The organism is Kitasatospora sp. NEAU-CNBT7, assembly GCF_057220535.1.
Map to the genome: position 1 here is coordinate 110,473 of NZ_JBXQQB010000025.1, position 21,448 is coordinate 131,920.

Below are 21,448 nucleotides of genomic sequence, written 5' to 3' on the forward strand. Positions count from 1 at the left end.
TTTTACCTTCCGGGGAGATCTCTTTACCTTTTCTTGGTGTTTTTTGGTACGGTGGACCGAAGCGGAGGGGAGTACTCCCGTCGCAGTGCGTCCGTCATCACGGCAGCCGGCCATCCGGCAGCCCGGGCCACTGGTCCGCGCGCCCCGCTCGTCGGGCGCGGCGGGCGGAGGAGACCTCCGGCAGACGACGTGTGTCCCGCCGACCTGCCGGAGGAGCAGCAGTGGACGTTTCCGTAGCGATGTGGGCCGGCACGATCGGGGTCCTGGTGGCCCTGATCGTGGCCGATTTCTTCATCGGCGGCCGCAAGCCGCACGAGGTGTCGATCAAGGAAGCCGGGATCTGGACGGCGGTGTGGGTCGCCCTCGCCGTCGCCTTCGGCGGCTTCCTGTGGTGGTACGGCGGATCGCAGCCGTCCGGTGAGTTCTTCGCCGGGTACATCACCGAGAAGTCGCTCAGCGTCGACAACCTCTTCGTCTTCATCCTGATCATGGGCAAGTTCGCGGTGCCGCGGATCTACCAGCAGCGCGTGCTGATGGTCGGCGTGATCATCGCGCTGGTCCTGCGGGCGGTCTTCATCGCCGGCGGCGCGGCCCTGGTGACCACCTTCTCCTGGGTGTTCTACATCTTCGGCGCGTTCCTGATCTGGACCGCCTGGAAGCTGATCAAGGACGCCCGGGCGGGCGAGGAGGACGAGGAGTTCGAGGAGAACCGCCTGCTGAAGTCGATCGAGCAGCGCTTCCCGTCGACCGACAAGTACCACGGCACCAGGCTCTTCATCCGGGAGAACGGCCGCCGGCTGATGACCCCGATGCTGATCGTGATGCTGGCCATCGGCACCACCGACGTGCTGTTCGCGCTGGACTCCATCCCCGCGATCTTCGGCCTGACCCAGGACCCGTACATCGTCTTCACCGCCAACGCCTTCGCGCTGATGGGCCTGCGGCAGCTGTACTTCCTGATCGGCGGCCTGCTGAAGAAGCTGGTCCACCTCAGCTACGGCCTGTCGGTGATCCTCGGCTTCATCGGGGTGAAGCTGGTGCTGCACGCCCTGCACGAGAGCGGCGTGCACGTCCCGGAGATCGGCATCCCGCTCTCCCTCGGCTTCATCGTGGTGGTGCTCGCGGTGACCACCGTGACCAGCCTGATCGCCTCCAGGAAGCAGCAGGAGCAGGCCGCCGCAGTCGGCGATGCGTGAGATCCCCCGATCGTGACGGTCCCTCCCACTCGCGCCAGGCGCGGCAGCGCCCCGGGCGCGCGCCTACGCCGTCTGGAACTCCTGCTGCTGGCCCTGGCGGTGGCGGTCGTTCTGGCGGCCACCGCCTCCTACGACCTCGCCCTGGACAGCGCACCGTCCGGCAACCTCGACGTCCTGGCACTCACCGTCGCCGGCACGGCCCTGCTGGCGCACCTCGCGGTCCGCCGCTGGGCGCCCTGCGCAGATCCGCTGATCCTCCCCATCGCCTTCCTACTCACCGGCCTCGGCATCGCGTTCATCGACCGCCTCGACCATGCGTACGCCTCCGCCCCCACAGCAGCAGGCCAGCTGAAATGGGCAGCCGTCTCCCTGATGCTGCTCATGGCCGTCCTCGCCCTGCTCCCCGACCACCGGCGGCTTCAGCGCTACCCCCACGTCACCGCCCTCACCGCCCTCGCCCTGCTGATGTCCCCGGCCCTGTTCCCCGGTGACATCTACGGCGCCAAACGCTGGATCATCCTCGGCCCGCTCTCCTTCCAACCGGGCGAGATCGTCAAGATCGCGATCGTGGTGTTCTTCGCCGGCTACCTCGCCACCCGCGCCGACACCCTCAGCCTGGCCGGACGCCGGATCCTCGGCATAGCCCTGCCCCGCGGCCGGGACCTCGGACCACTCCTGGTCGTCTGGGCCGTCAGCCTGCTCATCCTCGTCCTCGAACGGGACCTGGGCACCTCGCTGATCTTCTTCGGCGTGTTCGTCATCCTCCTCTACGTTGCCACCCGCAGAGCAGGCTGGGTCCTCACGGGCCTGCTGCTCGGCGCTACCGGGGCAGGAGTCGTCGGCGCCACCGAACCACATGTGAAAGGCCGGGTGGCGGCCTGGCTTGACCCCACCGCCATCTACCTGCCCCCCGCCCAACGTCCACCCGGCATCGTCTCCGAACAACCTGCCCAGGCACTCTTCGGGTTCGCAGCCGGCGGCGTGACCGGAACCGGCCTCGGCCAGGGACACCCCGAACTCATCGGATTCGCCGGACGCAGCGACTTCATCCTCACCGGCATCGGCGAGGAACTCGGCCTGGCCGGTGTCACCGCGGTCCTGCTCCTGTACCTGCTGCTGGTCACCCGCGCCCTGCGCACCGCCACCCACCTGACCGAGGACACCTTCGGACGTCTGGTCGCGGTCGGCCTCGCCGCGACCCTCGCCCTCCAGGTCTTCGTCGTGGCCGGCGGCGTCATGGGCCTGGTCCCCCTCACCGGCAAGGCCCTGCCCTTCCTGGCACTCGGCGGATCGGCCCTCACCGCAAACTGGATCATCGTCGCGCTGCTCCTGCGCCTGAGCGACCGCGCATACCGTCCCGGTCCTCCACCCGAACCCATCGGCCACCGAACCCCCAGCAGATCCGGCCGACACCCCTTCACGAGTAGACCCAAGGACCCAGCTCCGTGACGAGACTGCGCCGACGCCGCCGATCGTCGGAACGCCCCGACGCCGCCCACGCCCTGCGCCGTACTTCCACCATCTGTCTCCTCCTGATCCTGGCTCTGCTCGCCCAGGCCACCTGGATCCAGGTCCTCTCGGCCTCCGACAACCGCAACCACCGCGCCAACGCCCGCAACGCCATCGCCCGCTACGCCCAACCGCTCGGCAACATCTACGTCGGCGACCGCCCCGTCACCGGATCCGTCGACACCGGCCTGCGACTGCCCTACAAACGCACCTACACCGACGGTCCGATGTACGCACCGGTGACCGGCTACTCGTCACAGAGCTACGGGACCACCCAGTTGGAAGGGATCTACGACAAGGTCATCTCCGGTACCGACCCCACGCTGACCGGCCCGCTGGGCGCCTTCACCGGAGAACGCCGCCCCGCAGACGTCCTCACCACCATCGACCCACGCATCCAACAAGCCGCCTACGAGGCGCTCAAGGGCAAGACCGGTGCCGCAGTGGCCATCGACCCCGGAACCGGGCGCGTCCTCGCCCTGGTCAGCACACCCTCCTACGACCCTGCAACGTTCGCAGGCTCCACCAGCAAGGACCACGCAGCCTGGAAAGCCCTTCAGGACGACCCAGCCAAACCCATGCTCAACCGGGCGCTGCGCGCCACCTATCCGCCCGGCTCCACGTTCAAACTCGTCACCGCCGCGGCGGCGTTGGAGAAAGGCCTCTACACCTCGGTGGACCAGCCCACCGACAGCCCCTACCCGTACACACTGCCGGGCACCCGTACCCCCCTGCCCAACGACAACGCCTCCGCGCCGTGCCGCAACGCCACCCTGCGGGTCGCCCTCCAGTACTCCTGCAACAACGTCTTCGCCAAACTCGCCGCCGACCTGGGGGAGAAGACGATGGCAGCCCAAGCCCAGAAGTTCGGCTTCAACCAGTCGGACGTCGACATTCCGGTGCGCGCATCCACCAGCGTCTACCCCACGGGAATGGACGCCGCCCAGACGGCTTTGACCGGAATCGGGCAGTTCAGCGTCACCGCGACCCCGCTGCAGATCGCCATGGTCAGCGCAGCCATCGCCGACGACGGTCTGCTCCGGCGGCCCACCATGGTCGACAAAGCCGGAGCCACCACTCCGAGCCGCCCGGCCGCCGTCCGGGTCATGAGCCAGAAGACCGCGCGGGCCCTGCAGTCCGCCATGCAGTCCACGGTCAGCGCCGGCACCGCCCGCGTCGCCGCCCTTCCCGGAGCCACCGTCGGAGGCAAGACCGGGACCGCCCAGCACGGCGTCGACAACACAGGGATCCCATACGCCTGGTTCACCGCTTACGGGGACAACGGCAAGGGCGCCAAGGTCGCCATCGCCGTGGTGGTGGAGAACGGAGCAGCCAACCGGAACGACATCTCGGGCAGTGCTGTGGCCGGCCCCGTCGCCAAGACGATCCTCAAGGCCGCCCTGCGGGTGTGACCCCGTCCGTTCAACCCGTCGGATACAGCGCCGCCAAGACCGCACGGTGCGACAACCACCCCACCACCTGCTCCTCGGTGTCCAGCACCGGCAGGCCGGAATCATCGGTTCGGGTGAACAATTCCAATGCCCGGTCGAGGCTTTGATCCGGCGTCAAGACCGGGGGGAAAGACGCCACCTCCGATGCCGGACGCGCTGAGGCGGCCCCAGAGGCCAAGGCGTCGGCCGCGGCGAGCGCGCTCACCGTCCCCTGGTACCGCCCGACTCCGTCCACCAACGGCACACCGTCCTGCCCGCCCCCCGCCAGCACATCCACCACCTCACCGAGGGACGTGCCGACCGGTAGTACCGCAGTGGGTGCCATGGCAGCCTCCACCGAGACCGCCGCCGGCCCCGTCACATCCAGATCCACTCCCCGGCGCCGGAGCTTCGCCGAGTAGACCGTCTCCCGGCTCAAGGCATGGCTGACCCCTGTCGCCACGGCCACGGCCACCATCAAGGGGAGGATCAGCCCGCCCTCGTCCGTCAACTCGTACATGATCACCACCGCGGTGATCGGCGCCCGCGCCGACCCCGCGAACACAGCCGCCATGGCGACCACCGCCCACACCGATGACGACCCCACCACATCGGGAGCCACCTCCCCCCACACCTTCCCGTACGCGCTGCCCAGCATCGCCCCCACGAACAGGCTCGGCGCGAACACCCCGCCCGAGCCCCCGATCCCGATCGTCAGACTGCACGCCACGATCTTCCCCACCAGCAGGACCAGCAGGAACCCGACCTCGTACCCGCCCGCTACACCCTTCGCGAGGACCGGGTACCCCACCCCGTACATCTGTGGCAGCACCAGCAACACCGCCCCCAGCAGGAACCCACCCACCGCAGGGCGCAGCCACTCCGGACCGCGCCAGAGCGCGTCACACCCGTCCTCCACCAGGTACAGCACCTTGGTGAACGCCACCCCCACCACCCCGGCCACCACCCCCAGCAGCGCGAACAACCCGTAAGCGGCGACATGCCGCACCTCCAGCTGCGGAAGCTGCAGGAACGCCGCATCACCCAGCAGCGAACGCCCGACCACCGCCGCCGTCACCGAAGTGATCACCACCATGCCGAAACTGTGGGCGGCGAAGTCCCGCAGAATCAGCTCCATGGCGAAGAAGACCCCGGCCAGCGGCGCATTGAACGTCGCCGCGATCCCCCCGGCGGACCCGCAGGCCACCAGCATGCGCGTGCGCTCCTGATCGACCCTGAGCGCCGACCCCAGACTCGACCCCAGGGCCGACCCGATCTGAACGATGGGCCCTTCCCGGCCCACCGAGCCGCCACCCCCGATGCACAGCGCCGACGCCAGGGCCTTCACCACCGCGACCCGCGCCGGAATACGCCCGCCACGCCGGGCCACCGCGTACATCACCTCCGGGACGCCGTGCCCGCGAGCCTCCCGCGCGTACCGGTATACCAACGGCCCGTACACCGCGCCGGCCACCACCGGTGCGAACAGGACGAAGTACCGCCCCAGCCACGGAACCAGCGGGTTGTCCGCATGGCCTGCCGCCACGTAGTCGCGATGGCCCGACAGCACGCGGGTCACCGCCTCGATCAGCCACCGGAAGGCCACCGCCCCGAGCCCCGCGCCGACCCCCACCACCAGCGCCAGCACCACCAAGCCGCCCTGGTTCCGGCGCAGCGCCTCGGCGCCCCGTCGGCCCGCCCGTACGAGCGGCATACCCGCAGTCCGGGACGCACTCCGTTGGATATCCACCGGACCAGTGTGGCCGCCCCAGGGCCCGCACCCAGGTCAGGACACGGGCAGTTCTCCCCGAACCCGCTCGGCGAGTACGGCAGTCTCGTAACCGACTGCGCCCAGATCACAGCCCGCCTCGGCAAGAACCGCTACCGTATGCATACCCCCGGCAGGCATGGTGATCAGCACTCCGCGGTCCATCGAGATGACCGTCTGCAGCACGCCCCCGCCGCGGAAGATACGAGCGGCCCCGTCGGACAACGACGCCAGCCCGGAGGCGAGAGCCGCCACCTGATCGGCCTGGTCGCGGGGGAAGTCCACGGAGAGGGCACGCACGAGGCCGTCCTGCGAGACCACCATCGCATGGGACACCTCGACGGCCGCCGCACAGGCGTCGATCAGCACCTGCAGATCACCGGCCTGCGCAACCCGCCCGCTCATGCCGCCACCGAGGAGTGCCGTCGGCCGAACAGCGCCCGCAGCCCCCTGCCCCGACCTGTCCGGACACGGCTCCCTGGGCCCCACCCGGGCTGCTGCACTGCCGCCACCCGGCCGGCCCGCATCGTCCGCAGACGATGTCCGCCGCAGCGCTCGCACTCCGGCCGGGTCAGCGGAGAGGGAACGACCTGCCCCGCCCGGTGATACTGAACGTGCACCCCGCCTTCCCAGTGTTCGTGCGTGATCTCGTAGTCCGCCTCCCACCCCGCCCCACAGGACAGACAGACGAACGCGTAAGCCTCGGACACGGCCGCCGGGTCGATGGTGCGAAGGCTGCTCATGGGGATCGCCTCACTAACGCTGAAAGCAACGGACCGTTCCACCCAACCTCGTCCGCCCCCTCGCGGGAGTCCTCCGATCGGACGACCAGCTGGCCGAGCGCAGGCGTCGGCCGATCGCCGTGCTCCTGCTGAGCGCCGGGGGACTCACCGGAACGGTCACCCGGCACCGCGAGCCCGAACGCCGCCCACTCACGGACCATCGCGCCGTAGATCGGCGTCAGCGGATCGTCCTGCTCCACACCGGCCGTGTTCTCCCACATAGATCCCTCATCGTTCTCGTCGTACAACCGGAGCAGGGGCGGGCCAGACGCCCGCGGAACATCCCGCCGGGGCCGCCCCTGCAGTCTTCCGCCTCCTCAACCACCCGCTAAGAGCAGACAGGGCAGGCCCGAGGGCACACCGCCGGGCTCGCAGACGCCGCGCCTCCCAGGGCCGCCCCGGGGTTCTCGATCTATCCTGGACAGGCGGGCGCGGCCACAGGTCGGCCCGCTCCCCGTCCCCGCGCGGAAGGACACAGTGCCGATGTCCGGGCAAGGTGCCAAGGTCACGGCCGTCGTCGCCGACGACCACCCCATCTACCGCGAAGGCATCGCACGGGGGCTCACCCTGAGCGGCCAGATCGAGGTCGTCGCCGAGGCCGACAACGGCACGGACGCACTCGCCGCCATCAAGGAGCACCAGCCCGATGTAGCGGTCGTGGACTACCGCATGCCCGGGCTCGACGGCACCGAAGTGGTCCATGCCATCGCCCGCGACAAGGTCCCCACCCGCGTCCTGCTGCTGTCCGCCGTCACCGACAGCTCCATCGTCTTCAAAGCCGTGGAGGAAGGCGCCGCCGGATACCTCCCCAAGGACTCCAGCCGCTCCGAGATCGTGCAGGCGGTTCTCCGCGCGGCCAAAGGCCTGACCGTGATCCCCCCCGAACTCGCGGGCGACCTTGCCGGGGAGATCCGCCTACGCGCCGCCCACGATGCCCCCATCCTCACGGAACGTGAGAGCCAGGTACTCCAAGGCTTCGTCCGCGGCCTCAGCATCCCCCAGATCGCCGGAGAACTCTTCATCGGGGTCAGCACTGTCAAAACCCACACCGCACGACTGTACGAGAAACTCGGCGTCTCCGACCGTGCCGCCGCCGTCGCCGAAGGGATGCGCCGAGGTCTGGTGGAGTAGTCGCACCAACAGCCGAGACCCGAACCGCACGGACCGGGACCACGAAACACCGTGCACATCTCGCGCAAGCCATCCGTCAACGCCCGCCTGCCTACGCTGGTCACCCGCGCCGGAACAGCCGGCCCAGCCAACCGCCAGGAGCCCGGGTGACCACGTGGACAGAGCAGCCGACCACCACAGGCACCATCCAGGCCCTGTCCGCCCCCACCGAACACCCCCACCCCGCCAAACCGGCCCCTGCCGACGCCCTGGTGCTGCTCCTCGCCCTGACCGCCGTCATCGGCTTGCGCCTGCTGAACCACGTGCTCCGCAGAAACACACCCACCCGCTCCTCCACCACAGCTGACGAGCCGTCCGGCATGTCCAAGGAGAGCACCCGCTCCTGCCCGCAAGCAGCACTGGCTGAGGACTGACCGGGACCCAAACCCGTACACCCCCACCGCACCTTTCCCGACCGGCGGCCCCGGCCCGTACCCCGACCTGCGCTGAGGAGCGCCTCCACCCAGGTGATGACCAGCCAGAGCAGCGCCCCACCCTCTCCCCACCCGGACACACATCGCCCGACGGGCACCGCAACCCGCCGCAGTCTGCTCCGTGCCACCCCTTACCGGGCAGCCTGCCTGCTGGTCATGCTCGCGATGATCCCCGTCTGCCTCAGACTCCCGTGGTCCGGAGACATCGGACAGCACGCCTCCACCGTGTGGCGGCTGCGCGAGAACCTGGCCAGCCCGACCAGCCCCATGATCGACCTCCCGGGGGACGGCAGCCCCTACTTCTCCCCGTACCAACTGCTTGCCGCGCTTCTCTCCCTGACCGGCGGCTGGACCCCGCTGCACACCCTGCAGGGCATCGCCCTCCTCAACGTCGCCCTGATCCTCACAGGTCTGGGAGCCTTCGTGCGGGCCCTGACTCCACGGCCCTGGGCCCCTGTCGTGGCCCTGCTCTGCTACCTCTTCCTCTGGGGCATCGACGTCCGCGTCTGGAGCGGGTACGAATCCCTGGTCTCACTGTGCCTGGGCGTCTCCTACCCCAGTGCCTTCGCCGCCGGTCTCACCTTCCTGCTCTGGGCCGGCGCGCTGCATCTGCTCGGCCGCGTGCCAGGTCGCCGCCCACCGTCCCCGCGCGTCCGGCTGGCCGCCCATCTGACGGGCCCCCTCGCCTTCACCGCAGTCCTGCTCTCCCACCCCTTCACCGGTGTGGTGGCCGCGCTCGGCCTGACCGCGATCCTGCTCGGATCGGTGCGCAGGCTCCGGGCCGGAACCTGGGCGCAATGGGCCCTGTCGGCGGCCGTCGCGCTGGGCACCGCCGCTGCCTGGCCCTACTGGAACCCGTTCACCCTGGAACAGTCCGACGCGTTGGACGCCATGCACCAGGGCCTCTACGCCCGTCCGCTGAACTGGTTCGGACTCGCACTCCTGTTCGGAATGCCGGCCCTCGCCGCGCGGCTGCGCCGGGACCGGCTCGACCCCCTGGCCCTGACCTTCGCGCTGGTCCTCGCAGTGGTGGGATACGGCTGGGTGAGCGGGCACTACAGCTGGGGCCGGGCGATACCCGGAATGGTCGTCATGCTCCAGGTGGCCTTCGCGATCGAGGTCACCCGGTACCACCGGGTGCCCTGGTACCGTCGCCAGCTGCCGCTGACTGCGACCGCAGCGCTCGCCGCCGGAGCCTGGGTCCAGGCCGGAGCCTTGCAGTACATGCTGCCTTCGGCAGCCTTGCCCGGATCCTTCCCCCGGTACGTGCAGACCTGGAACCCGTGGCCCACCTACTCCTGGACCACGCCCTACCTGGGCTACGGGGACGTGGTGATGGCGACGGGGGAGCGGCCACTGGTGATGCTGCCCGCCTACGGCTACTACACCGTGCAGGCCGGCTACCCGGACCCGGCCGTGGACCCCGCCGAACTGCGGGCGCGCACCGACGCCACCGCAGAGTTCTTCGCCGAAGGCACCAGCGAACAACAGCGAATCGACCTGGCCGACCGCTACCGGGCGGGATGGATCGTGGCGGGACCCGATGCCGCTGCGAGGCCCGTGGGAGAGTCCTTCACCCCGGTGGCGTGCAGCCGCGAGGGCGAGATCCTGCTGAAGGTGGTCAACCCGTGAGGACACCTGCGGCCCACACCCCGCGGCTCCACCTGCTCGACGGCCTGCGGCTGCTGGCCGCACTGAGCGTCCTGCTCTTCCACTACGCCGGCAAACCGGCCGGCTGGGACGACACCTGGCGGGGCGCACCCGACCGGCTCCTGCCGGTCCTCCAACCGGCGGCCGCCTACGGCTGGCTCGGAGTGGACCTCTTCTTCCTCATCAGCGGCTTCGTGATCTGCATGTCCTGCTGGGGCAGATCCCTGGGCGACTTCGCAGCCTCCCGCCTGTGCCGCCTCATGCCGGCCTACTGGCCGTCCGTCCTCATCACCGCCCTGGTCGTCATGGCCGCCGGAGGGACGTTCACGACCGCCGCCGACCTGGACCCCCGTACGATCCTGGCCAACCTGACGATGCTCCAATCGCCACTCGGAGCACCGAACGTCGACCGGAGCTACTGGACCCTGTGGCCGGAAGCGCTCTTCTACGCCACCTTCGCCGTCGTGGTCGCCCGAGGCCTGACCTACCGGCGCACCGTGGCCTTCTGCCTGCTGTGGACGGCCGCCGGCGTTCTTGCGGGGAGTGGCGACCACTCCCTGCTGACCACCATCGCCCAACCCGCATACGCCCCCTACTTCACCGCAGGCATCGCCATCTACCTGATGCACCGGTTCGGACCGGATCCTCTCCTGTGGGGCATCGTCGGTCTGTCCTGGCTGCTCGCCCAGTACCACCTTGCCGGGACCGTCCAGGTGTACAGCCAGTGGTTGCCCCGGCCCCTGTCGTGGAGCGTGTCGGCCGCAGTCATGACAGGCTGCTTCGTTCTCGTGCTGGCCGTGGCGCTGGGCCGGCTCCGCCGGTTCAACCATCCCGCACTGACCGCCGTCGCCGCTCTCACCTACCCGCTCTACCTGCTGCACCAAGAGATCGGCCTGGTGCTCATCCATCGCCTGCGGGCCGTCCTCCCCGCGCCCGCCACGCTCCTGACCACCATTGTTGTGGTGACCATCCTCGCCTGGGCCGTTCACCGACTTGTCGAACGTCCACTCGCCCGCCGCCTCGCGACGGCCCTGGCCGACGTCCGGGCCCCGCACCGCGCGGCCCTGCCCGGGAGCGGCACGAGGCCCCCTCTCCACCACAGCGGTGGGCATACTCCGCCCTGACCCCGTCCCGCCTTCGCCGGACACAACCCCGACACCCCCTCGGAACGGTGCGCAGGCACCCGTCCCACAATCGGAAGGATCCCCGTGTACGCCTGGATCTGGAGGCACCTGCCCGGCAGAACCCCGACCCGCGCGGCACTGGTCGTCGTCTTGTTGTCGGGGGTGGTGCACATCCTTTTCGACTACGCGTTCCCCCGCCTCGAACCACTGCTGCCTTTCGGCGACGTGACCATGGACGAAACCGCTCCCTGACGCCGGAGACCCGGATCCGGCCGGCCGGAGGGACCGCCGGGCTGCCCCGAGCATTGCCCCATCAGGCGCCGCTGCCACAAGCCGGCCGCCTACGGTGGACTCCGCAAGGGCGAGCCCGGGCTTCCCACCCGACGAGGCCGCCGGCGAAATCATCCGCAAGGAATGTCGTATGTCGAACGTGAAGATGCAGGGCACCGTCAAGTGGTTCAACGCGGGGAAGGGCTTCGGGTTCATCACCCCCGATGCAGGCACGGGCCTGGAAGCTGACGTCTTCGTCCACTACAGCAGCATCCTCGCCACCGGATACAAGCAACTCTCCGAGGGCCAGTCCGTCGAGTTCGAGGTGGTCCACAGCCCCAAGGGCCCGCAGGCCGACCTGGTGCTCGCACTCTCCTCCGCCTGATCGGCCCCGGCCGCAGTCCTTCCGTCGCCCCCCTCATGAGCCGGGTTGCGGCGGCACAGCCCGGCCGCCGGGCAGCGAGTGACCCACCACCGGTGAAGGAGCACGGATGAGTCCGGACGACCCTCCCGGCAAGCCTGACCTGGGTCTCGAGGCTTCCGACAGACGGCATATCCCCGATGCCGCCCCGATGCCGCCCGATCCTGCCGCGAACCCAACGTCGGACACCCCGTGCGTGGGAATCCCCCGTCAGCGCGCACCCCTGCACTGACGCCGCACCAGGAACGGGCCGGAAACCGGAAGAACCGCACCGCACTGCACCGACCAACAGTCACGAGCGACTCGGAGAGACACAGAGATGCCCCCCACCGCACGGACGCGTACCGTGCACCGCCGAACCCTCACCGTCGCGCTGGCCAGCCTCATGGCCGCTGCCACCACCGCCGCCGCATCCCCGGCGTCGGCGGCAGAAGGCCGAGAGCTTTCCCAACGTGCCACTATCCCACTGGAGTTCACCAACAACTCCGGCCGCAGCGACCAGGTCTACATCTACAACATCGGCACCCTGCTCTCGACCGGCCAGCAGGGCTGGGCCGACGCGCAAGGCACCTTCCATCCCTGGCCCACACAGAACGTCACCCCCGGCACACCGCCCGTGCCGGCACCGGACGCCGCAATCACAGGCCCCCCTGCAGGGCAGTCCATGACCCTGCAACTGCCCAAGTTCTCCGGCCGCGTCTACTTCTCCTACGGGCAGAAACTCCAATTCGGCCTCACCACCGGGGGCCTCGTCCAACCGGCCGTCCAGAACCCGACCGACCCCAACCGCGACACCCTGTTCAACTGGACCGAATACACCCTCAACGACGCGGGTCTGTGGATCAACAGCACCCAGGTCGACATGTTCTCCGCCCCCTATGCCGTCGGCCTCCAAGACGCCCACGGCAAGCGCACCGAGACGGGCCACCTCAAGCCCGGCGGATACCAGGGATTCTTCGACGCACTGCGCAAGCAGCCCGGCGACTGGGGAAAGACCATCCAGACCCGCCCGGACGGCACTATCGTGCGGGCCCTCGCCCCGAGCCACGCCGTGGAGGCCGGCCTCCTGCCGCCCACCGTGCTCAACGACTACATCGACCGGGTCTGGCAGAAGTACACCAAGGACACCATGAAGGTCACCCCGTTCCTGGACCAGCCGGACAACTCGTTCTTCGGTACGGTCAACGGCGACCTCATGACATTCAAGGACCGCTCCGGGAACACGGTCACCTCGTTCAAGAAGCCCGACGCCGACAGCGTCCTCGGTTGCAACAAGGACCTCAACGCCCCCAACGACGCCGTCCGCGGCCCCATCGCCCGCACCCTGTGCGCGGGGTTCAACCGGACCACACTGCTGACCAGCACCGACCAGCCGCAGACGAACCCCGCCGACTTCTACCAGGACCCCGACACCAACCGTTACGCCCAGGAGGTGCACGCACAGATGGCCGACGGCAAGGCCTACGCCTTCGCCTTCGACGATGTCGCCGGCCAGGAGTCCCTGGTGGGCGACGCGGACCCGCAGCAGGCCATGATCACTCTGGACCCGCTCGACTGAGCAGAGCGACACAGGGCAGCCGGGCCGAGACCGGCCCGGCTGCCCCGCTGCAGGGGGTCAGACGCCGCGCAGCGCCTCACTCAGTTCCGCGTGGGTCAGTTCCTCTCCTCGCCCAGCCGCCCGCTTGCGCTGCACGGCACGGCCGATCCGATGCTCGATCCCGCGCAGTTCACAGTGCGAACGGGCCATGAGCAGCGCCGCCTCCCGGCTCTCGAACCCCGGGTACACCAGCATGCACTGCCGGCAGACCCAGAAGTGTTCGCCGGTTGCAGGATCCAGTCCGGCACACACAGGAGTCTCCGCCGCAGACCCGTCGTTCGGAGAGGCCACCGGTTCGCAGGCAGAGGCACTGCAGCGATGACTGCCCACAGCTGTCGTGGGCGACGGGGATACCTGCAGGCGGGAACGGTGATCCATAACGGCTCCTCGGTCGGCGCAAGTGGGGCCGTTGTCCAGAATCCCGTCGGCTCCTGCGAGGAGGACTCAACCGGTCGGTGGACCTGGAGGAGGAAACGGACCGGGGCCGCAAGCACCCGGCACCCGTCCTCCCGTACGGGAGCCGTCCCTCAGCCCGGCAGGGGCAAACGGTAGAACGTGGCCCCGGTGACCGCGGCAATCCGGTCCCACTCGGACCGGGAGAGCGCCCCCAGGGCGGAGGTGAGGACGTCCACCACGTCGGCGTAGCCGCCGACGAGCCCCTCGACGGGGAAGTTGCTGCCGAACATGCACCGCTCGGGTCCGAACAAGGAGAGCAGCGGCTCCAGGACCCGCCGGGCACCGGCCGCCGACCTCGACGGCCCGAGCAAGCTGAACGCGGACAGTTTGACGGCCGTGTGCGGCAGCTCCGCGAGCCGGCGCATCCCGTCTTCCCAGAGCGCCAACGCGGAGGGGGAGAGGGGATCGGGAAGCCCCATGTGCTCCACCACGACCGGCACCTCCGGCACGGACGCGATCAGCCGCGCCGCATCGTGCAACTGGCTCGGCATGGCGAGCAGATCGAAGGACAGCCCGAAACCGCCCAGCGCCCGAAGCCCGCGAAACCACGAAGGATTCTCCAACAGGTTCTGCCGGGGAACATCCGCCCGAGTGGAGCAAGGGTCGAACCACACCTCTTGCCGTACGCCCCGGAACGCAGGGTACTCACAATGCCGTTCGAGAACGTCCTCGACACCCTCGGCGGACAGGTCCGCGTATCCCACCAGGGCCGAGGGGGCCGCGCCGCACCCGTCCGCGGCCACGGCGGATAACCACGCGGTCTCGGCGACCGGGTCGGTGGCATGGTCGACCTCGGCCTGGACATGGACCCAGGCCTCCACCGGGCAGTCGCCGACATCCGTCAGGAACGCGGCGGGCCCGTAGTCGACGCGGAGTGCCGCGAACTGCGGATCGTCCAGCCAGGGGTACCGGAACCGACCATGGTCCAAGTGGTGAACGTGAGTGTCGATCAGCCGGAACGGCAGGCTCTGCACGGGTCTGTCCTTGCTGGGAGTTCGGGACAGCGGACCATCCCTGTGCCCGTACGCGGGAAGCCATCGGTCTGTACCGTCGCCCAGCGTAGTCGAGACCCGGGGCATGACGGCGGCTATGCCGGAGTGGGAAGCCGCGTGTCGCCGCCCGGTTCCGGGAGAGACTCGCCGGTCGTGCTCCGTGAGGACGATTGACGAGACCGGCTCAGTCGTCGTCGGAGAAGCCGTCGAGGTCATCATCCGAATCCGACGTGTCGGAAACGCCATGAGACACGCCGGCCAACCGCGCGAGCTCCCGGGCCAAAAACTTGTCACGGCGCAGAAGCTCCGCGGCATCCTGCGCCCCGAACTCCTTCAGGAACCTCCGCACCTCCCGATGGGCCGCCGAAGCCGAGGACGCTCCGGCGAGCAGCCCCCGGGCAGTGCGCGCGGCCGTCCACCACCACAGCTCCGGCATTCGTTCGAGCAGCACCAAGGCAGCATCGCTCGAACTGTGGGCGTAGGCAACGGAATGACTCTCCCCGCTTCGTGAGTCCTGCTCGTCCCAGATCCGCGTGATGTGCTCCACGACCGGGACGAGGTCCTCACGGAGCGGGAGAAAGGGGTCACGGACATCGTCCGGCCACCTGGTCGCGGATTCGTCGGCCTGGCCGAAGGTCCCGGTACAGATCAGCAGATGGATCTCGTGCATCCGGGCCGAGCGCACCCGGCCGAACAGACCGGTGCAGTGGTGAACGCCGGCATCGGCATCGCAAGGCTTCCCGTCAGACCCGAATGCACCGGCGCACAGCAGCAGGTAGCCGTCGGGCAGAACAAGGTTGCCACCCGCGACCAGGATGGCGGAGCCGGTGTTCCATTGGTTCCGGGAGGCCGCCATCGCCTTGATCCCGGCCTCGTCGTCCGCGCCGATGCAGTAGTTCTCGATCCAGGATCCGCCCGGGAAGGAGGTGACACCCTGTTGCCGTCCACTCTGGACGATGGCCAAGGAGTCGAACGAACGCAGGAGCTTGCCAGGTACGTTGTGCAGGTGCACGGTGGTGCCCGCAGGAACGAAAGTCCTTTGGAGCCCTTCGAAGCTGGCTCCGTGGCCGGAGACGTAGGTACGGTCACGAGGAGAGGGATCGTTATCCACAAGATGGACAACCAGCGATGCTGAACCCGTGACCAAGCCTGCCTCGTCGAGCACTTGGAGCAGTCCGTCGCATCGGTGCCCAGCGGTGCCAAGACACGCCGGTTCGCTGTGACACAGCGCCCTGACCTCGCTCAGCTCCGCGGATCCGACCGTGAAGTGGCGTTCGGCCGACCAGGCCCCGGAGCCCCCGAGGCCCACCCAGTCCTGCCACGCGAGCGAGAAGTTCGGCACCCGTCCCTGGTACCGCTGGTGTTCTCCACGCTGCACAGTCTCGAACACCACATTCCCGGGGACGTCCAAGACCTCGGACGAGACGGTGATCTGTCCGTAAACGGCGATGTGCACAATGCCTCCTTCGGATTGCTGTTCCGGCAGCTGTCAGCCGCCGACGGGAACGACATCAGCCGCCGGCGGCCGGCGGCCGGCGGCCGGCGACCGACGACCGCCCCGGCCGGCGACCGATCCGTCGTAGTCAGACGGCGCACTGCCGGCTCGACGACCGGGCCCGGCTGCGCGCGACGGGGCAGCGACAGATGACCTCACACCTGCAGGTAGCTGCCGTCCGGAAGAATGATGATCTCGCCGTTCGCGTCAAACTCCTGGACGTTGGTGCATCCGGTCAGAGCGGCGAAGTAATTGACCAGAGAGCCCGAAGGGAGGGACTGGTCGAAAACGCCGTTGTACATGATGGCTTCGTTCCAGTAACCGAGCTGACCCGCGATGATCACGGACTGGGGCGCCACCCCTGCGGGGAACGACGAGGCGAACAACCCGGAGAGCACATCGGCCGATGCACCCTGGCTGAACTCGGCCGGCATCAGTGAGTAGTGCGCGCCGACCTTCGTCCCATCGGCGAACACGCAGGTGACCGTGAGACAGCTTGAAACCACGTACTGGACACCGTCATCCGCACCGACGACACCCACCTGGCCCTCATGGATCTGCATGGAACACCTTCTCCCTACTCGGAAACCAATCATCTAATCCGATGCTCATCGGTCCCACGCAGCGGGAGAAGAGCCGTAGGGGCAGGCGAAGACACATCCGCAGGCGCAACACCTGCATCGTGCGGACAACGACGCACACAGCCGGCGCTCGGCGGAGCAGCCGCCCCAGCCGACTGCGATGCAACCGCCCCGAGCTGCACCCCGGCACAGCGCAAGCATCCGCTATTCCCCCATTGGCGCCGCGTTAAGGCAACCGACCCCAGCATGGCTCGATGTGGCCGAACGTTCGGCCTTCGAGCGGGCTCGGCTCGTGACGAGCCCGGCACGGCCCCCGGTCCTCTCCTCCGGTGGCCAAGAGCCACTGAGGAGATCGACAGATGACATTGGATTCGATAGCGACGGCCGTGGAACGAACCGTCAGCGGAGTCTTCGAACCAGTTGCAGCACGCCTGAACGACATCGTGTTCTACTCCGTTCCGATCGGAGGAACCCGGCTCCCGCTCATCGTGGCCTGGCTCGTCACCGCCGGCATCGTCTTTACCTGGCGCTTCCGCCTCATCCAGTTCCGCAAGCTCCGACTGGCCCTGCAAGTGGTGCGAGGACGACACGACGAGAAGGACGCCCCGGGCGAAATCAGCCACTTCCAGGCTCTCACCTCGGCGGTCTCCAGCACCGTCGGCATGGGCAATATCGCAGGCGTGGCCGTCGCGGTCAGCATCGGCGGAGCAGGCGCCACGTTCTGGATGGTCATCTGCGGCCTGCTGAGCATGGCCACCAAATTCGTCGAGGTGACGCTCGGGCTGAAGTACCGGGAAGTCCACGCGGACGGGACGGTCTCCGGCGGCCCCATGCACTACCTTCCCAAGGGGCTCGCCGACCGGTTCGGGCCCCGGGGCCGGATTGTCGGCAAGGCTCTCGCCATGCTGGCTGCAGTCATGATCCTTTTCTTCGGGCTCCTCGGCGGCAATCTCTTCCAGATCAACCAGAGCTACGCCCAGCTCGCCTCCGTCACCGGAGGCGCTGACGGCTTCCTCGGCGGCTCCGCAGGGGCACTGTGCTTCGGCGTTCTGATGGCCGCTCTGATCGGTCTCGTGCTGCTCGGCGGAATCAAGTCGATCGGCGCGGTCACCGCCCGTCTGGTGCCGGCCATGGCGGCGTTGTACGTCACCGGCTGCCTGGTCGTCATCCTGACCAATGTGACAGCCGTGCCGGCCGCCTTCAGCTCGATCATCGCCGGAGCCTTCCACCCGCAGGGTGTGGCTGGCGGTCTGCTCGGTGCGCTGATCGTGGGCTTCAAACGCGCGGCGTTCTCCAACGAAGCCGGGCTCGGAACGGCACCCATTGCCCATTCCGCGGTGAAGACCAACCACCCGGCGAGCGAAGGACTGGTCGCGCTGATCGAGCCGTTCATCGACACGGTGATCATCTGCACCATGACCGCCCTGACCATCGTCATCGCGAACCCGGCCAGCTGGGCGCAGGCCCGAGCGGGGGAGTCGGTCGGCGGTGTGACCATCACCTCCGACGCCTTTGCGAGCGTCCTACCCTGGTTCCCCCACGTGCTCACCGTCGCGGTCCTGCTGTTCGCCATCTCCACGGCCCTGACGAACGGCTACTACGGGCTGAAGGCATGGTGTCACCTGTTCGGGCACAGCAGGAGCAGCCAACTGGTCTTCAAAGCGTTCTACACCCTCCTTGCGGCAGCTGGCTCGCTGCTCACCTTGCAATCCCTGATCGACCTGGCCGATGCGCTGCTCTTCCTGCTCGCTGTCGTCAACATCGTCGGCCTTTACCTGCTGGCCCCTGTGGCGAAACGCGAACTCGATCACTTCCTGGCCTGGGTGGGTGCTAGGAACGGTCAATCATCCGAGGCTGTCCCGCCGCTCGCGACTGCCGCGGGAGCTCAGTCGGAAGCAACCGTGGACGATGGCCGTGCGGACCGCTGATGGCGGGCGAGTACCGCGACCACACCGACGGGGCCGACCGTGGTGGAGGCGGCCCCCGCTGATCATGGCCGGAGCCGTGCTGATCTCCGTCATGGTCAAGGCCTTCCTGATCCAGATGTTCGTCATCCCCTCGGAGTCGATGCAGAACACCCTTCAGAAGGGCGACCGGGTGCTGGTGGACAAACTCGGCACCTGGGCCGGCAACGACCCCGAGCGCGGTGAGATCGTCGTCTTCCGGGACGGCTTCGGCTGGCTCGATGACGATGCCGCAGACCAGACCAACCCGGTCGTACGCGGAATCCAGAAGTCCCTCTCCATCATCGGACTGGCGGATCCACCGGACGAGAAGTACTTGATCAAGCGCGTCATCGCGATAGGCGGAGACACGGTCGACTGCAGAGCGGGCGAACCGGTCAAGGTCAACGGCTCGGTGCTTGACGAGCCGTACCTACGCCCGGGGACAACCCCGTGCGGCGACCTCTCGGTTGGTACGGTGTCGGTCCCGGCCGGCCATCTGTGGGTCATGGGCGACAACCGGGGCAACTCCTGGGATTCACGTGCCCACGTGAACGGCCCCGGTGGAGGGTTCGTTCCCGTGAAGGACGTCGTAGGCCGCGCGGTGGCGGTGACGTGGCCGCTGTCCCACTGGTCGTACCTGCCAGTCCCGAACGCCTTCCGCCGATAATGAACTTGAACTCGTGATGTCGGCCCTGGGGGTGGTCGGCCGTCCGTGATCAGGTCGGTGTTGGAGAGGCGCCCGTCGATGAGGTGGGGGCGGTACTGGATCTGCTTCAGGCTGCGCCTGACGGCCCGGGCGGGCTGGTCGAGGTTCGCGGCGGCGAGATTTGCCGATGGTGGGCTTGACCAGCGACCAGATGTCCTCTTGCGGGTTGAGGTCCGGTGCGTTCGCCGCAGCATCGATCACGTCCTGCACTGGTCCCGCTGGCGCCGCCGACGCCAACAGCAGGCCCGCACCAGCCACTACAAACGACGAGGCACCAGCCCGAGAGCTGATGCCTCATCACGGTAAGCACCGTTGCAGTACTAGTGTCCTGCGCCGGGAATTCGTTCAAGATATGAGGCGAGTCGTTCGAGGATCTCGTCGGCGGTCTTGGTCCAAGTGAACGGGCGGGGGTTCGGCTACTACGGGCTGAAGGCATGGTGTCACCTGTTCGGGCACAGCAGGAGCAGCCAACTGGTCTTCAAAGCGTTCTACACCCTCCTTGCGGCAGCTGGCTCGCTGCTCACCTTGCAATCCCTGATCGACCTGGCCGATGCGCTGCTCTTCCTGCTCGCTGTCGTCAACATCGTCGGCCTTTACCTGCTGGCCCCTGTGGCGAAACGCGAACTCGATCACTTCCTGGCCTGGGTGGGTGCTAGGAACGGTCAATCATCCGAGGCTGTCCCGCCGCTCGCGACTGCCGCGGGAGCTCAGTCGGAAGCAACCGTGGACGATGGCCGTGCGGACCGCTGATGGCGGGCGAGTACCGCGACCACACCGACGGGGCCGACCGTGGTGGAGGCGGCCCCCGCTGATCATGGCCGGAGCCGTGCTGATCTCCGTCATGGTCAAGGCCTTCCTGATCCAGATGTTCGTCATCCCCTCGGAGTCGATGCAGAACACCCTTCAGAAGGGCGACCGGGTGCTGGTGGACAAACTCGGCACCTGGGCCGGCAACGACCCCGAGCGCGGTGAGATCGTCGTCTTCCGGGACGGCTTCGGCTGGCTCGATGACGATGCCGCAGACCAGACCAACCCGGTCGTACGCGGAATCCAGAAGTCCCTCTCCATCATCGGACTGGCGGATCCACCGGACGAGAAGTACTTGATCAAGCGCGTCATCGCGATAGGCGGAGACACGGTCGACTGCAGAGCGGGCGAACCGGTCAAGGTCAACGGCTCGGTGCTTGACGAGCCGTACCTACGCCCGGGGACAACCCCGTGCGGCGACCTCTCGGTTGGTACGGTGTCGGTCCCGGCCGGCCATCTGTGGGTCATGGGCGACAACCGGGGCAACTCCTGGGATTCACGTGCCCACGTGAACGGCCCCGGTGGAGGGTTCGTTCCCGTGAAGGACGTCGTAGGCCGCGCGGTGGCGGTGACGTGGCCGCTGTCCCACTGGTCGTACCTGCCAGTCCCGAACGCCTTCCGCCGATAATGAACTTGAACTCGTGATGTCGGCCCTGGGGGTGGTCGGCCGTCCGTGATCAGGTCGGTGTTGGAGAGGCGCCCGTCGATGAGGTGGGGGCGGTACTGGATCTGCTTCAGGCTGCGCCTGACGGCCCGGGCGGGCTGGTCGAGGTTCGCGGCGGCGAGATTTGCCGATGGTGGGCTTGACCAGCGACCAGATGTCCTCTTGCGGGTTGAGGTCCGGTGCGTTCGCCGCAGCATCGATCACGTCCTGCACTGGTCCCGCTGGCGCCGCCGACGCCAACAGCAGGCCCGCACCAGCCACTACAAACGACGAGGCACCAGCCCGAGAGCTGATGCCTCATCACGGTAAGCACCGTTGCAGTACTAGTGTCCTGCGCCGGGAATTCGTTCAAGATATGAGGCGAGTCGTTCGAGGATCTCGTCGGCGGTCTTGGTCCAAGTGAACGGGCGGGGGTTCTCGTTCCAGGTCTTGATCCAGGCCCGGATGTCC

At 68.3% G+C, this 21,448-nt stretch carries 20 protein-coding genes and 4 pseudogenes; 14 read left to right on the forward strand and 10 right to left on the reverse strand.

The genetic code is table 11. The features are described from left to right. The first annotated feature begins 239 nt into the window (after positions 1–239). The 3 genes from AC2TEW_RS27535 to AC2TEW_RS27545 are packed head-to-tail and all read left to right on the forward strand — an operon-like array spanning position 240 to position 4,117. Positions 240–1,196, forward strand: coding sequence for a TerC family protein (locus AC2TEW_RS27535; protein WP_484626077.1), 957 nt, complete (start codon positions 240–242; stop codon positions 1,194–1,196). Between the two features lie 12 nt (positions 1,197–1,208). Then, the gene (locus AC2TEW_RS27540; RefSeq protein WP_484626052.1) at positions 1,209–2,645 is read left to right on the forward strand and encodes an FtsW/RodA/SpoVE family cell cycle protein; all 1,437 of its coding nucleotides are present in this window, start codon (positions 1,209–1,211) and stop codon (positions 2,643–2,645) included. Continuing rightward, positions 2,642–4,117, forward strand: a complete 1,476-nt coding sequence (locus tag AC2TEW_RS27545; protein WP_484626053.1) for a peptidoglycan D,D-transpeptidase FtsI family protein — start codon at positions 2,642–2,644, stop codon at positions 4,115–4,117. The genes AC2TEW_RS27540 and AC2TEW_RS27545 overlap by 4 nt, the downstream gene beginning before the upstream one ends. Positions 4,118–4,127: 10 nt before the next feature. Here the strand turns inward: AC2TEW_RS27545 and AC2TEW_RS27550 are convergent, their stop codons facing one another. The 3 genes from AC2TEW_RS27550 to AC2TEW_RS27560 all read right to left on the reverse strand — a co-directional run bounded on the left by AC2TEW_RS27550 (position 4,128) and on the right by AC2TEW_RS27560 (position 6,933). Then, the gene (locus AC2TEW_RS27550; RefSeq protein ID WP_484626054.1) at positions 4,128–5,849 is read right to left on the reverse strand and encodes a chloride channel protein; all 1,722 of its coding nucleotides are present in this window, start codon (positions 5,847–5,849) and stop codon (positions 4,128–4,130) included. 72 nt (positions 5,850–5,921) lie between these two features. Continuing rightward, a complete protein-coding gene (locus AC2TEW_RS27555; protein WP_484626055.1) occupies positions 5,922–6,308 on the reverse strand; it encodes a roadblock/LC7 domain-containing protein in 387 nt (128 codons plus the stop codon). Positions 6,309–6,642: 334 nt separating this feature from the next. Continuing rightward, complete coding sequence (locus tag AC2TEW_RS27560) at positions 6,643–6,933, reverse strand: hypothetical protein (RefSeq protein ID WP_484626056.1); 291 nt, start codon at positions 6,931–6,933, stop codon at positions 6,643–6,645. A 235-nt stretch (positions 6,934–7,168) separates the two neighbouring features. Here AC2TEW_RS27560 and AC2TEW_RS27565 point away from each other — a divergent pair, with 235 nt between their 5' ends. The 7 genes from AC2TEW_RS27565 to AC2TEW_RS27595 all read left to right on the forward strand — a co-directional run bounded on the left by AC2TEW_RS27565 (position 7,169) and on the right by AC2TEW_RS27595 (position 13,312). Next, complete coding sequence (locus AC2TEW_RS27565) at positions 7,169–7,816, forward strand: response regulator transcription factor (protein ID WP_484626057.1); 648 nt, start codon at positions 7,169–7,171, stop codon at positions 7,814–7,816. Between the two features lie 146 nt (positions 7,817–7,962). Further along, positions 7,963–8,229, forward strand: a complete 267-nt coding sequence (locus AC2TEW_RS27570; RefSeq protein ID WP_484626058.1) for a hypothetical protein — start codon at positions 7,963–7,965, stop codon at positions 8,227–8,229. 216 nt (positions 8,230–8,445) lie between these two features. Continuing rightward, complete coding sequence (locus AC2TEW_RS27575) at positions 8,446–9,921, forward strand: hypothetical protein (RefSeq protein ID WP_484626059.1); 1,476 nt, start codon at positions 8,446–8,448, stop codon at positions 9,919–9,921. Further along, the gene (locus AC2TEW_RS27580; RefSeq protein WP_484626060.1) at positions 9,918–11,063 is read left to right on the forward strand and encodes an acyltransferase family protein; all 1,146 of its coding nucleotides are present in this window, start codon (positions 9,918–9,920) and stop codon (positions 11,061–11,063) included. Before AC2TEW_RS27575 ends, AC2TEW_RS27580 begins: the two co-directional genes overlap by 4 nt. Positions 11,064–11,147: 84 nt before the next feature. Beyond that, positions 11,148–11,315 (forward strand): hypothetical protein, encoded by a 168-nt coding sequence (locus AC2TEW_RS27585; protein WP_484626061.1) that lies wholly within the window; start codon positions 11,148–11,150, stop codon positions 11,313–11,315. Between the two features lie 169 nt (positions 11,316–11,484). After that, positions 11,485–11,718 carry a cold-shock protein gene (locus AC2TEW_RS27590; RefSeq protein WP_484626062.1) on the forward strand — a complete coding sequence of 78 codons (234 nt, stop codon included), beginning with the start codon at positions 11,485–11,487 and terminating at the stop codon, positions 11,716–11,718. A 355-nt stretch (positions 11,719–12,073) separates the two neighbouring features. After that, a complete protein-coding gene (locus AC2TEW_RS27595; protein ID WP_484626063.1) occupies positions 12,074–13,312 on the forward strand; it encodes a glycoside hydrolase family 64 protein in 1,239 nt (412 codons plus the stop codon). Positions 13,313–13,369: 57 nt separating this feature from the next. On the opposite strand, the gene AC2TEW_RS27600 is transcribed toward AC2TEW_RS27595, so the two are convergent. From AC2TEW_RS27600 to AC2TEW_RS27615, 4 genes are all read right to left on the reverse strand, one after another. Then, entirely contained in the window at positions 13,370–13,546 is a 177-nt protein-coding gene (locus tag AC2TEW_RS27600; RefSeq protein WP_484626064.1) for a hypothetical protein, read from the reverse strand. A 332-nt stretch (positions 13,547–13,878) separates the two neighbouring features. Further along, complete coding sequence (locus AC2TEW_RS27605; protein WP_484626065.1) at positions 13,879–14,781, reverse strand: amidohydrolase family protein; 903 nt, start codon at positions 14,779–14,781, stop codon at positions 13,879–13,881. A gap of 202 nt (positions 14,782–14,983) precedes the next feature. After that, positions 14,984–16,255 (reverse strand): hypothetical protein, encoded by a 1,272-nt coding sequence (locus AC2TEW_RS27610; protein WP_484626066.1) that lies wholly within the window; start codon positions 16,253–16,255, stop codon positions 14,984–14,986. A 194-nt stretch (positions 16,256–16,449) separates the two neighbouring features. Further along, complete coding sequence (locus AC2TEW_RS27615) at positions 16,450–16,857, reverse strand: hypothetical protein (RefSeq protein WP_484626067.1); 408 nt, start codon at positions 16,855–16,857, stop codon at positions 16,450–16,452. Between the two features lie 377 nt (positions 16,858–17,234). Here AC2TEW_RS27615 and AC2TEW_RS27620 point away from each other — a divergent pair, with 377 nt between their 5' ends. Beyond that, complete coding sequence (locus AC2TEW_RS27620; protein ID WP_484626068.1) at positions 17,235–18,803, forward strand: alanine/glycine:cation symporter family protein; 1,569 nt, start codon at positions 17,235–17,237, stop codon at positions 18,801–18,803. Further along, positions 18,784–19,488, forward strand: coding sequence for a signal peptidase I (gene lepB / locus AC2TEW_RS27625; protein ID WP_484626069.1), 705 nt, complete (start codon positions 18,784–18,786; stop codon positions 19,486–19,488). The genes AC2TEW_RS27620 and lepB (AC2TEW_RS27625) overlap by 20 nt, the downstream gene beginning before the upstream one ends. Before the next feature lie 41 nt (positions 19,489–19,529). Here lepB (AC2TEW_RS27625) and AC2TEW_RS27630 read toward each other — a convergent pair. After that, positions 19,530–19,707, reverse strand: a pseudogene (locus AC2TEW_RS27630) (IS630 family transposase); the annotation flags it as partial. Between the two features lie 231 nt (positions 19,708–19,938). Here AC2TEW_RS27630 and AC2TEW_RS27635 point away from each other — a divergent pair. Continuing rightward, positions 19,939–20,277 (forward strand): annotated as a pseudogene (locus AC2TEW_RS27635) (alanine:cation symporter family protein); the annotation flags it as partial. Next, a complete protein-coding gene (gene lepB, locus AC2TEW_RS27640) occupies positions 20,258–20,962 on the forward strand; it encodes a signal peptidase I (RefSeq protein ID WP_484626069.1) in 705 nt (234 codons plus the stop codon). The pseudogene AC2TEW_RS27635 and the gene lepB (AC2TEW_RS27640), both read left to right, overlap by 20 nt. A gap of 41 nt (positions 20,963–21,003) precedes the next feature. On the opposite strand, the pseudogene AC2TEW_RS27645 reads toward lepB (AC2TEW_RS27640), so the two are convergent. Both AC2TEW_RS27645 and AC2TEW_RS27650 read right to left on the reverse strand, forming a co-directional pair. Next, positions 21,004–21,181: pseudogene (locus AC2TEW_RS27645) on the reverse strand (IS630 family transposase); the annotation flags it as partial. A gap of 140 nt (positions 21,182–21,321) precedes the next feature. Beyond that, positions 21,322–21,448, reverse strand: a pseudogene (locus AC2TEW_RS27650) (IS630 family transposase); the annotation flags it as partial.

Bases quoted from the DNA above. Each gene is read 5' to 3' on its own strand.
- AC2TEW_RS27600 (WP_484626064.1), bottom strand. From the start codon at position 13,546: ATGCTGGTGTACCCGGGGTTCGAGAGCCGGGAGGCGGCGCTGCTCATG.
- AC2TEW_RS27565 (WP_484626057.1), top strand. From the start codon at position 7,169: ATGTCCGGGCAAGGTGCCAAGGTCACGGCCGTCGTCGCCGACGACCAC.
- lepB (WP_484626069.1), top strand. From the start codon at position 20,258: ATGGCCGTGCGGACCGCTGATGGCGGGCGAGTACCGCGACCACACCGA.
- AC2TEW_RS27620 (WP_484626068.1), top strand. From the start codon at position 17,235: ATGACATTGGATTCGATAGCGACGGCCGTGGAACGAACCGTCAGCGGA.
- AC2TEW_RS27535 (WP_484626077.1), top strand. From the start codon at position 240: ATGTGGGCCGGCACGATCGGGGTCCTGGTGGCCCTGATCGTGGCCGAT.
- AC2TEW_RS27555 (WP_484626055.1), bottom strand. From the start codon at position 6,308: ATGAGCGGGCGGGTTGCGCAGGCCGGTGATCTGCAGGTGCTGATCGAC.
- AC2TEW_RS27590 (WP_484626062.1), top strand. From the start codon at position 11,485: ATGTCGAACGTGAAGATGCAGGGCACCGTCAAGTGGTTCAACGCGGGG.
- AC2TEW_RS27550 (WP_484626054.1), bottom strand. From the start codon at position 5,849: ATGCCGCTCGTACGGGCGGGCCGACGGGGCGCCGAGGCGCTGCGCCGG.
- AC2TEW_RS27575 (WP_484626059.1), top strand. From the start codon at position 8,446: ATGCTCGCGATGATCCCCGTCTGCCTCAGACTCCCGTGGTCCGGAGAC.
- lepB (WP_484626069.1), top strand. From the start codon at position 18,784: ATGGCCGTGCGGACCGCTGATGGCGGGCGAGTACCGCGACCACACCGA.
- AC2TEW_RS27595 (WP_484626063.1), top strand. From the start codon at position 12,074: ATGCCCCCCACCGCACGGACGCGTACCGTGCACCGCCGAACCCTCACC.
- AC2TEW_RS27615 (WP_484626067.1), bottom strand. From the start codon at position 16,857: ATGCAGATCCATGAGGGCCAGGTGGGTGTCGTCGGTGCGGATGACGGT.